Origin of the sequence: Parapusillimonas granuli, from assembly GCF_013416525.1 — a bacterium.
GTDB lineage: Bacteria > Pseudomonadota > Gammaproteobacteria > Burkholderiales > Burkholderiaceae_B > Parapusillimonas > Parapusillimonas granuli.
Genome location: NZ_JACCEM010000009.1, coordinates 120073 through 131182 on the forward strand (window position 1 = coordinate 120073; position 11110 = coordinate 131182).

Here is an 11110-nt window from a genome sequence, read left to right on the forward strand (position 1 = left end):
CTATGTGTCGCCGGAGAGCAGCAGGCTTTCCAGCGTGCGGCGATAAACATTCTTGAGCGGTTCGAGCGTATCCAGCCTGATGTGCTCGTCGACTTGGTGGATGCTGGCGTTGATGGGGCCGAACTCTACCACTTGCGGGCAGATCTTGGCGATGAAACGCCCGTCCGACGTGCCGCCGGTGGTGGACAGCTCCGTGGCGACGCCGGTTTCCGCGAGGATGGCGCCGCTGATGGCGGCGCTCAGTTCGCCCACGGGCGTCAGGAACGGCTCCCCGCCCAGCGTCCAGTCCAGATCATAATCCAGCGCGTGCGATTCCAGTATGCGCGCCACGCGCTGCTTGAGGGAATCCGGCGTGCTGGCGGTCGAGTAGCGGAAGTTGAAATCCAGCACGGCGCTGCCGGGGACGACGTTGGTCGCGCCCGTGCCCGAATGCAGATTGGACACCTGGAAGCTGGTGGGCGGGAAATACTCGTTGCCCTCGTCCCAGTGTTCGCGGGTGAGGTCCACCAGGGCCGGGGCAAGCAAGTGTATGGGATTGCGGGCCAGCTGCGGGTAGGCCACGTGGCCTTGCTTGCCCTTGATGACGAGCCGCCCCGACAGCGACCCGCGCCGGCCGTTCTTGACCGTGTCCCCCAGGGCATGCACCGAGGTCGGCTCGCCGACGATGCAGTAGTCGGGCAGCTCGCCGCGCGCCGCCAGCCATTCGCAGACCTTGACCGTGCCATTGACGGAAGGGCCTTCCTCGTCCGAGGTGATCAGCAGCGCGATCGAGCCCGCGTGGCCGGGATGGGCGGCGACGAATTCCTCGGCCGCCACCACGAAGGCCGCGATGGAGCTTTTCATGTCGGCCGCGCCGCGGCCGTACAGCTTGCCTTCGCGCTCGGTGGGCGTGAAGGGCTCGCTGGTCCATTGGTCCAGCGGGCCCGTGGGCACTACGTCGGTATGGCCGGCGAACACCAGCAGGGGGCCGTCTTGGCCGCGCCGGGCCCATAGATTGATCACGTCGCCGTAAGCGAGATGCTCGCAGCTGAAGCCGGCCGGGATCAGGCGCGCCGCCAGCAGCTGCTGGCATCCGTAGTCCTCCGGCGTGACGGACGGTCTGGAGATGAGGTCGCGGGTCAGCGACAGGACGGCGGATTCCGGCATCAGGCCCTCAGCAAATCGTTGATACTGGTCTTGGAGCGGGTTTGCGCGTCCACGCGCTTGACGATGACGGCGCAGGCGAGGCTGTGCGAGCCGTCCTCGGCCGGCAGCGAGCCCGGCACCACCACGGAGCCCGAGGGCACGCGGCCGTAGAGGATCTCGCCGGTGGCGCGGTCGTAGATGCGGGTGCTCTGGGAAATGAAGACGCCCATCGCCAGCACGGAGTTCTCTTCCACGATGACGCCTTCCACCACCTCGGAGCGCGCGCCGATGAAGCAGTTGTCCTCGATGATGGTGGGGTTGGCCTGCAGGGGTTCGAGCACGCCGCCTATGCCCACGCCGCCGGACAGATGCACGTTCTTGCCGATCTGCGCGCAGGAGCCGACCGTCGCCCAGGTGTCTATCATGGCGCCTTCGTCCACATAGGCGCCGACGTTCACATATGAAGGCATGAGCACGACATTGCGGGCGATGTAGCTGCCCCGGCGGGCGACCGCCGGCGGCACGACGCGGAAGCCGCCGCGGGCGAAATCCTGGGCGTCATAGGACTCGAACTTGGTGGCGACCTTGTCGTAGAACCGCAAGGGGCCGTCGCCGGTCACGCGGTTGTCTTCCAGCCGGAAGGAAAGCAGAACCGCTTGCTTGATCCATTGATGCACTTCCCAGCCCGATTCCGTTTTCTCGGCGACTCGCAAGCGGCCGGCGTCGAGCCCGGCCAGGGTTTCCTGGACGGCTTCGCGCAGCCGCGCGTGTCCGGACGACGGGGAGATTTCCGCGCGGGCGTCCCAGGCGGCTTCAATGATGCTTTGCAATTCGTTGGTCATGGGCGTGGTGCTCAAGAGGTGAGTCGGGACGGAAAAGAGTCTTCCGGCGCGGGCGGCGCGCCGCTTCGGGCCGCGGCCGCCGCCGGGCGCGGTGGTTCAGGCGCGCGGCTATTCCAGGGCGCGCTGCCGCACGAAGCCGGCGATGCGGCCGGCGGCCTCGATGCAGTCTTCCAGCGGGGCGACCAGGGCGATGCGGACTCGGCGCGCGCCGGGATTGACGCCGTGCGCCTCGCGCGCCAGGTAGCTGCCGGGCAGGACGGTGACGCCGGTGGCGGCGTACAGATCGCGCGTGAACTCGGTGTCGTCGCAGGGCGTGGCGGCCCAGAGATAGAACGAGGCGTCGGGCCGGGCGACGCCCAGGACGGGTTCCAGCATGGGCACCACCGCTTCGAACTTCCGGCGATAGAGCCGGCGGTTCTCGGCCACGTGGGCTTCGTCCTGCCAGGCGGCGACGCTGGCGGCGGATACGACGGGACTGATGGCGCTGCCGTGGTAGGTGCGGTACAGGAGGAAGGCGCGAACCAGCGCCGCATCGCCGGCGACGAAGCCGGAGCGCAGGCCCGGCACGTTGGAGCGCTTGGACAGGCTGGAAAAGCTGAGCAGCCGGCGGTAGTCATGGCGGCCAAGCAAGGCGGCGGCCTGCAGGCTGCCCAGCGGCTTGTCGGCCTCGTCGAAATAGATCTCGGAATAGCATTCGTCGGCGGCGATGGCGAAGCCGTGCCGGTCGGACAGCTCGAACAGGGTTTTCCAGTCTTGGAGCGTGAGCACGCTGCCGGAGGGGTTGGCCGGCGAGCAGATGAACAGCAGCTGGGTCTTTTCCCAGACGGCGGCGTCCACCGACCGCCAGTCGTAGCCGAAATTCAGTTCGGGTTGCGCGTTGATGAAATAAGGCCGCGCCCCGGCGAGCAGGGCCGCCCCTTCGTAGATTTGATAGAAGGGATTGGGACACACGACATACGCCCCGGCATCCGGATCGACGACCGTCTGGGCGAAGGCGAAGAGCGCCTCGCGCGAGCCCAGCGCCGGCAGCACCTGGGTTTCGGGGTCGGGCCGGGCGATGCCGTAGCGGCCGGCGATCCAGTCGGCGATGGCGCCGCGCAAGGCGGCGTCGCCCTTGGTGGGCGGGTAGACGGCAAGGCCACCCATGGCGTCCCGCATGGCTTGCGCGATGAAGCCGGGGGTGTCGTGCTTGGGCTCGCCTATGGAAAGGTTGATGGGCTTGAGCCCGGCTGCCGGGTTGCCGGCTTGCGCAAGCAGCTTCCTGAGCTTTTCGAAGGGGTAGGGGTGAAGCGCGCCAAGTCGAGGGTTCATGTTGTCCGCGCAAGTTTCGCGTTTGCGAACGAAGGGTTGATTTTACAGTAAAACGCGGCGACGGCGCCACGGGGCGCAGCGCCATGGCGCCGTCACGCCAGCAATTCGGCCCAGTGCTGGAAGGCGAAATACTGCGGCGCGGCCTTGAGCCGATGGTCCCCGTAGCCCGATTTATGGAGCACGAAGCGAACGCCCGCCTGGCGCGCGCATTCCGCGTCGACCGAGGTGTCGCCGAAGTACAGGCACTGGTCGGGCCGCAGCCCCAGCATGCGTATGGTTTCGAGCAAGGGAACGGGCGAGGGCTTGGCGGCCGGCCAGGTGTCGGCGCCGCTGATGAAATCGAAGTGCGCGTCGATGCCCACTTTGCGGGCGGCGGTCAGGGCGCTGGCATGGAGCTTGTTGGTGCAGATCGCCATGGGCAGGGCGGCGTCGCGGCAGGCGTTCAGCACGTCCTGCGCGCCGGCGTACAGGCGGGTGTGGCGATGGCCCATGGCGGCGTAGTTTTCGACATACAGGGCGCGCAACGGCTTCAGGTCGGCGGGCATGGTCCAGCCCATGTCGGCGGCGATGGACCGCATGATGCCTTCTCCGGTTCCGTGCAGGTCGCCGGGGAAATAGTCGTCGGGCAGCAGCCCCAGGCCGGCCTGGTGGAAGGTCAGGCGCATGCCGTGCAGGATGTCGGCGGCGCTGTCGATGAGCGTGCCGTCCAGATCGAAGACCAGGCCTCGCAGGCCGGCTTCCGTCAGGATGGGATGCAGGTTGATCGTTTGTTCCATGGTTCAGTCATGTAATGCCCAGGGACGCGCACAAGCGCAGCAGCTCGCCGTGGAACCTGCGCGCGGCGGTGTCGGCGTCCCATGGCGCCCAGGGCGTTTCGCCGTAGCGGCGCGCCAGCGGGTCTTCGTCCGTGATCGCCGCGTCTATGCCCAGGACGTCCGCCACTTCGCGGCGGCTCCATCCCACGCAATGCACCGCTTCGCTGGCGGCCGCCGTCCGGTCCGCCGCCTTGTGCAGGCGGTAATCCGCGGCGTCCCAATCCGGCAGGCGGTAGCGCCGCATGATGGCCGCCGTCAGCCGGCCGGCCACTTCCTGGAACGGCGCGCCCAGCGCGGCTTTCAAGGGCGAGATGCAGTCGAAGCCCAGAAAGCCTTCTTCGGCGTCGTGCAGCAGCTCGAGCAATTCGCCGGCGGCATCGAGGCGGCCCGGGCCGGCTTGGCGCCGCAGTTCCAGCACCAGCAGGGAATGCTGGGCGACCGACAAGGGCAGCGGCCAGCAGGATTCGCCGCCCCAGCGGTAAGTGCGCGACAAGCGTACGGAAAGATCCTGGTGGTCCCAGGCGCCGGGGTCGGGGTGGATGAGGTCCAGATGCCTGCCGGACGGCAGGCGCATCCAGGCGCGAAGCTTTGCGGACGCGGGAGTGTTTCCGGGCGGGCGCCCGGCGGCGTCGGAAGGGCTCGAGCTCACGGTTGCTGTTCCAGTCCTGCGGCTTCATGCCGCCCGCCGCGCCGCCGCAGGGCCGGCAGGCAAAAGGCGCGCCGATGAAAGCACGGGTGGTGCGAACGGAGAGACTCGAACTCTCACACCTCTCGGCGCCAGAACCTAAATCTGGTGCGTCTACCAATTCCGCCACGTTCGCAAAGGGAAGCCAACAATTATAGCTTTTTTTCATGGGCGCGCAATTCGCTTCGTCGGGCTACGATATGGCCGGATCACCCGCGGCCCTGGGGTGGGCGGGGCGCCGCCGGCCCGGCGGCGGGGCCGGCCCGCAACCGGCCTCGCGGCGATTTCGTCGATTTCCCGAGTTTCCGGTAAAATGCCCTGTTCATTTCTTCAATTACTCATTTACATATAGGTCCCTAATGCAGCCCGAGGTTGAAATTTTGTCTGGCCTGGAGCGCCGAGTTGATCTGGTCGTTTCGATTGCCGACGTAGAAAAGGAAGTCCAGGCGCAACTCAAGCGCGTCGCTCGTACTGCCAAGGTTCAGGGTTTCCGCCCCGGCAAGGCGCCGCTTTCGATCATCGAGCGCAGCCATGGGCCCGGCATCCGCTACGACGTCATCAACAGCGAAGTCGGCCGCTCGCTCGACAAGGTCATAGGCGAGGCGAAGCTGCGGGTGGCGGGCACGCCCTCGCTCGAACCCAAGACCGAAGGCGTCGAAGAAGGCACCATGGCGTTCAGCGCCACCTTCGAAATCTATCCCGAGATCCAGCTCCCTGATTTGTCCACGCTGGAAGTCAAGCGCGCGAACGTGCAAGTGGGCGACGCCGAAGTGCAGCGCACCATCGACATCCTGCGCAAGCAGCGCGCGGTTTACGAGCCCCGTGAAGGCCGTGCGGCCCAGGACGACGACCGTGTCACGCTGGATTTCGTCGGCACCATAGACGGCGTGGCCTTCGAAGGCGGCACGGCCGAGAAATTCCCCTTCGTGCTGGGCCAGGGCCGCATGCTGCCCGAATTCGAAACCGCCGTGCGTGGCATGAAGGCCGGCGAAACCAAGACCTTCCCCCTGCAATTCCCCGAGGAATACGGCAGCAAGGAAGTCGCCGGCAAGCTGGCTGAATTCAAGATCACCGTGACCGAAGTCGCCGAAGCCGTGCTGCCCGCGGTCGACGCCGAGTTCGCGAAGTCCCTGGGCCAGGCCGAAGGCGACGTCGAAAAGCTGGTGGCCGACGTGCGCGCCAACATCGAGCGCGAAGTCAAGGCCCGCGCGCAGGCCCGCACCAAGGGCAGCGTCATGGACGCCCTGGCCGCGGCATGCGGCTTCGACGTGCCCAAGGCGCTGGTCGAAAGCGATGCGCAAAGCCGCGTGGCCGCCGCCCGCGAAGAGCTCAAGCAGCGCGGCGTGCCCAATGCCGACTCGATGCCGATCCCGGCGGAAGCCTTCTCGGCCGAATCCGAACGCCGCGTCCGCCTGGGCCTGCTGGTGTCCGAACTGGTGCGCAGCGCCGACCTGCAAGCCAAGCCCGAGCAGGTTCGCGCCCGCATCGAGGAATTCGCGCAGAACTACGAGCAGCCCGCCCAGGTGGTGGCGTATTATCTTTCCGACCGGCAGCGCCGCGCCGAGATCGAAGCCATCGTCCTCGAGGACAATGTGGTCGATCACGTCCTGGCCCATGCCAAGGTCACGGACGAAGACGTCGCGTTCGACGAACTGATGGGGACCAACTAATGTCGCGATTTACCGATTTTTACGCATCAATGTATGGCGGCGACTCGGTGACCCCCACGGGGCTGGGCTATGTGCCCATCGTGATAGAGCAATCCGGCCGCGGCGAGCGGTCTTATGACATCTACTCCCGCCTGCTGCGGGAGCGCGTGATCTTCTTCGTCGGGCCGGTGAACGACCAGTCGGCCAACCTGGTGGTGGCCCAGCTGCTGTTCCTGGAATCCGAAAACCCCGACAAGGACATCTCGCTGTACATCAACTCGCCCGGCGGTTCCGTGTACGCGGGCATGGCCATTTATGACACCATGCAGTTCATCAAGCCCGACGTGTCCACGCTGTGCACGGGCCTGGCGGCAAGCATGGGCGCTTTTCTGCTGGCCGCCGGCGCGAAGGGCAAGCGCTATACCCTGCCCAATTCCCGCATCATGATCCATCAGCCGTCGGGCGGCGCGCAAGGGCAGGCGTCCGACATCCAGATCCAGGCCCGCGAGATCCTCAGCCTGCGTGAACGGCTCAACAACATCCTGGCCCAGAACACCGGGCAGCCCGTCGAGCGCATCGCCGTGGACACCGAGCGCGATAATTTCATGTCCGCGGAAGATGCGTTATCGTATGGTTTGGTGGACAAAGTACTGGTTTCCCGGGCCGACCAAGCCTGAAGGCCAGCCGGTCGGCGCGCGGCTCCCCGCGCGCCGGTTACACACGACAGGCATGGCTCCTGTCGACTGAACTGAACGAAGATTTATATGCCCGAGAAAAAAGGATCGGCGGACGACAAGGTCTTGCGGTGTTCTTTCTGCAACAAGACCCAGCATGAAGTGAAGAAGCTCATTGCGGGTCCATCGGTTTTCATTTGCGACGAGTGCATCGACCTCTGCAATGACATCATCACCGAAGAAAGCCAGGAAGCGGCGCGCGACGCCATCCGCAACGAACTGCCCACGCCGCGCGAGATCAAGGAATTCCTTGACGGCTACGTGATCGGGCAGGACATCCCCAAGCGCAACCTGGCGGTGGCGGTGTACAACCACTACAAGCGCATCCGCTACGGCGAGGTCAAGGGCAGCGACGTCGAGCTGTCCAAGAGCAACATCCTGCTGATCGGCCCGACCGGTTCGGGCAAGACGCTGCTGGCCCAGACGCTGGCGCGCATGCTCGACGTCCCATTCGTGATGGCCGACGCCACCACGCTGACCGAGGCCGGCTATGTCGGCGAAGACGTCGAGAACATCGTCCAGAAGCTGCTCCAGAACTGCAACTACGATGTCGAGAAGGCGCAGCGCGCCATCATCTACATCGACGAGATCGACAAGATCTCGCGCAAGGCCGACAATCCGTCCATCACGCGCGACGTATCCGGCGAAGGCGTGCAGCAGGCCCTGCTCAAGCTCATCGAAGGCACCATCGCCTCGGTGCCCCCGCAGGGCGGGCGCAAGCACCCCAACCAGGACTTCGTCCAGGTCGACACGACCAACATCCTGTTCATCGTGGGCGGCGCCTTCGACGGCCTGGAGAAAATCATCCGCGACCGCACGGAAAGATCCGGCATAGGCTTCTCGGCGTCCGTGCGCGCCAAGACCGAACGCGGCGTGGGCGAGCTCTTCGCCGAAGTCGAACCCGAGGACCTCATCAAGTTCGGCCTCATCCCCGAGCTCGTGGGGCGCCTGCCGGTGGTCGCGACGCTCGAGGAGCTCCAGGAAGACACCCTGATCCGCATCCTGACCGAACCGAAGAACTCGCTCATCAAGCAGTTCCAGAAGCTGTTCGAAATGGAGGACGTCGAACTCGAGGTGCGGCCCGCCGCGCTCGCGGCCATCGCCAAGCGCGCCATCAAGCGCCGCACCGGCGCGCGGGGGCTGCGTTCCATCGTGGAACAGGCCTTGCTGGAGACCATGTATGAACTTCCTTCCAAGAAGGGCGTCAAAAGTGTAATACTTGATGAAAATGCCGTCACCGGTACCGGCAAGCCCATCCTCATCTACGAGGACGGCGCCGAAGAAGAGGCCAGAGGCCGGGACGATGCCCAGAAGAAACTGAAGGGTGCCGCAGCGTAGGGGCTTGAAAACGTGGCGAAGGCCACCACATTGACCTACAGGTAGTACTGCAAAAAGGGAGGCCCTGGCTTCCCTTTTGCATCTTGAGGCAAATTTTAAGGAAATTACTATGTCTGCGAGCCAGATTCTTTCTTCGGAACCCACGGACTTGCCGCTGTTGCCTTTGCGCGACGTCGTGGTATTTCCTCACATGGTGATTCCTCTGTTTGTTGGTCGCCCGCGCTCCATCAAGGCGCTGGAGCTCGCCATGGAAGCGGGCAACAGCATCATGCTGGTGGCACAGAAATCCGCAGGCAAAGACGATCCCGCCCCGGAAGACCTGTACGACATCGGTTGTGCGGCCAATATCCTGCAAATGCTGAAACTGCCCGACGGCACCGTCAAGGTGCTGGTCGAGGGCATACAGCGCGCGCGCATCCAGAAAGTGACCGAAGCCGAAACGCATTTCATGGCGGTGGTCGTGCCCGTCGCGCCCGATGAAGGCGAAAGCGCCGAGTCCGAAGCGCTGCGCCGCGCCGTGGTTGCGCAATTCGAGCAATACGTCAAACTCAACAAGAAGATCCCGCAAGAGATCCTCACCTCCCTCACGGGCATCGACGACGCCGGCCGCCTGGCCGACACCATCGCCGCCCACCTGCCGCTCAAGCTGGAACAGAAGCAGCAGATGCTGCAGATCACCGGCACGTCCGAGCGCCTGGAAGGCCTGCTCGCGCAGCTCGAATCCGAGATCGACATCCTCCAGGTCGAAAAGCGCATCCGCGGCCGCGTCAAGAAGCAGATGGAGAAAAGCCAGCGCGACTACTATCTGAACGAGCAGGTCAAGGCCATTCAGAAGGAGCTCGGCGAAGGCGAAGAGGGCGCGGACATCGAAGAGCTGGAAAAGAAGATCGCCGCCGCCCAGCTGCCCAAGGAAGCGCAGAAGAAGGTCGACGCCGAGCTCAAGAAGCTCAAGCTCATGTCGCCCATGTCGGCCGAGGCCACGGTGGTGCGCAACTACATCGATACGCTCATCGGCTTGCCGTGGCGTAAAAAGAGCCGCATCAACAACTCCATCTCGAACGCCGAGAACGTGCTCGACGCCGACCACTACGGCCTTGAAAAGGTCAAGGAACGCATCGTCGAGTACCTGGCGGTGCAGCAGCGGGTCGACAAGCTCAAGGCGCCGATACTGTGCCTGGTGGGGCCTCCCGGCGTGGGCAAGACCTCGCTGGGCCAGTCCATCGCGCGCGCCACGAATCGCAAGTTCGTGCGCATGGCGCTGGGCGGCGTGCGCGACGAGGCCGAGATCCGCGGCCATCGCCGCACCTACATCGGCTCCATGCCGGGCAAGATCCTGCAGAACATGACCAAGGTCGGCGTGCGCAATCCGCTCTTCCTGCTCGATGAAATCGACAAGATGGGCGCGGATTTCCGCGGCGATCCGTCGTCGGCGCTGCTGGAGGTGCTCGACCCCGAACAGAACCACACCTTCCAGGACCACTACATCGAGGTCGACTTCGATCTGTCCGATGTCATGTTCGTGGCCACCAGCAATACGCTGAACATTCCGCCGGCGCTGCTGGACCGCATGGAAGTCATCCGCCTGTCGGGCTACACGGAAGACGAGAAGGTGCACATCGCCTTCGATCACCTGCTGCCCAAGCTCATGAAGAACAACGGCGTGCAGCCGGGCGAGCTCACGATCGAGGAGTCCGCCATCCGCGACATCGTGCGCTATTACACCCGCGAGGCCGGCGTGCGGGCGCTCGAGCGCGAGATCAGCAAGATCTGCCGCAAGGTGGTCAAGCAGCTGCTGGCCAAGAACCCGGCGATCAAGCGCGGGGCCAAGGCCGCCGCCGGCCGACCGCTGGAAAGCGTCACGGTCACTTCGGAGAACCTGGCCGATTTCCTTGGCGTGCGCCGCTACAGCTTCGGCATGGCGGAAAAGGAAAACAAGGTCGGGCAGGTCACGGGCCTGGCCTGGACCGAGGTCGGCGGCGATCTGCTCACCATCGAGGTGGCCGACATGCCGGGCAAGGGCGTGGTGCTGCGCACCGGTTCGCTCGGCGACGTCATGAAGGAATCGGTCGAAGCCGCGCGCACGGTGGTGCGCGCGCGCGCCCAGAAGTGGGGCATTCCGAATACGGCTTTCGAGAAGCGCGATCTGCATGTCCACTTCCCCGAAGGCGCGACGCCCAAGGACGGCCCCTCCGCCGGCATCGCGATCACGACGGCCATGGTCTCGGCGCTGACGGGCATACCCGTGCGGGCCGACGTCGCCATGACCGGCGAGATCACGCTGCGCGGCGAGGTCCTGGCCATCGGCGGCCTGAAAGAGAAGCTGCTGGCGGCGCATCGCGGCGGCATCCGGGTCGTGATGATTCCCGAGGAAAACGTGAAGGATCTCGCCGAGATCCCCGACAACGTGAAGAATCACCTCGAGATCATTCCGGTGCGCTGGATCGACCGCGTGCTGGAGGTCGCGCTGCAGGATATGCCCACGCCTTTGTCGGACGAGGAAGTCGCCAGGCTGGCGGCCGAGGCGGTCGCCAATGCGAAGCCGGGCGAGGAAGCCACGGGCGGCGTGATCAAGCACTGATCGGCACCGCCTGCATTGCAAGCCCATCGCGGT

General features: G+C 65.2%; 9 protein-coding genes and 1 tRNA gene. 4 read left to right on the top strand and 6 right to left on the bottom strand.

Going from position 1 to position 11110, the window contains the following annotated elements; translation table 11 throughout:
* From dapE to H0A72_RS16855, 6 genes are all read right to left on the bottom strand, one after another.
* Positions 1-1146 (bottom strand): succinyl-diaminopimelate desuccinylase, encoded by a 1146-nt coding sequence (gene dapE, locus H0A72_RS16830; protein WP_180157435.1) that lies wholly within the window; start codon positions 1144-1146, stop codon positions 1-3.
* The gene (gene dapD, locus H0A72_RS16835; RefSeq protein ID WP_180157437.1) at positions 1146-1967 is read right to left on the bottom strand and encodes a 2,3,4,5-tetrahydropyridine-2,6-dicarboxylate N-succinyltransferase; all 822 of its coding nucleotides are present in this window, start codon (positions 1965-1967) and stop codon (positions 1146-1148) included. The genes dapE and dapD overlap by 1 nt, the downstream gene beginning before the upstream one ends.
* A gap of 108 nt (positions 1968-2075) precedes the next feature.
* Positions 2076-3278: a succinyldiaminopimelate transaminase gene (gene dapC, locus H0A72_RS16840; RefSeq protein ID WP_180157439.1), complete on the bottom strand. Its 1203-nt coding sequence runs from the start codon at positions 3276-3278 to the stop codon at positions 2076-2078.
* Positions 3279-3370: 92 nt separating this feature from the next.
* On the bottom strand, positions 3371-4054 hold the full coding sequence (locus H0A72_RS16845) for an HAD family hydrolase (protein WP_180157441.1): 684 nt from the start codon (positions 4052-4054) through the stop codon (positions 3371-3373).
* A 7-nt stretch (positions 4055-4061) separates the two neighbouring features.
* Positions 4062-4667: a phosphohydrolase gene (locus tag H0A72_RS16850; protein ID WP_180157654.1), complete on the bottom strand. Its 606-nt coding sequence runs from the start codon at positions 4665-4667 to the stop codon at positions 4062-4064.
* Between the two features lie 162 nt (positions 4668-4829).
* Positions 4830-4914, bottom strand: a tRNA-Leu gene (locus H0A72_RS16855).
* Between the two features lie 223 nt (positions 4915-5137).
* On the opposite strand from H0A72_RS16855, the gene tig reads away from it, so the two are divergent.
* The 4 genes from tig to lon all read left to right on the top strand — a co-directional run bounded on the left by tig (position 5138) and on the right by lon (position 11077).
* Entirely contained in the window at positions 5138-6448 is a 1311-nt protein-coding gene (gene tig / locus H0A72_RS16860) for a trigger factor (protein WP_180157443.1), read from the top strand.
* Positions 6448-7104, top strand: coding sequence for an ATP-dependent Clp endopeptidase proteolytic subunit ClpP (gene clpP, locus H0A72_RS16865; RefSeq protein WP_180157445.1), 657 nt, complete (start codon positions 6448-6450; stop codon positions 7102-7104). Before tig ends, clpP begins: the two co-directional genes overlap by 1 nt.
* Before the next feature lie 87 nt (positions 7105-7191).
* Entirely contained in the window at positions 7192-8499 is a 1308-nt protein-coding gene (clpX, locus tag H0A72_RS16870; protein ID WP_180157447.1) for an ATP-dependent Clp protease ATP-binding subunit ClpX, read from the top strand.
* Positions 8500-8608: 109 nt separating this feature from the next.
* Positions 8609-11077 (top strand): endopeptidase La, encoded by a 2469-nt coding sequence (gene lon, locus H0A72_RS16875; protein WP_180157448.1) that lies wholly within the window; start codon positions 8609-8611, stop codon positions 11075-11077.
* Positions 11078-11110 lie beyond the last annotated feature (33 nt).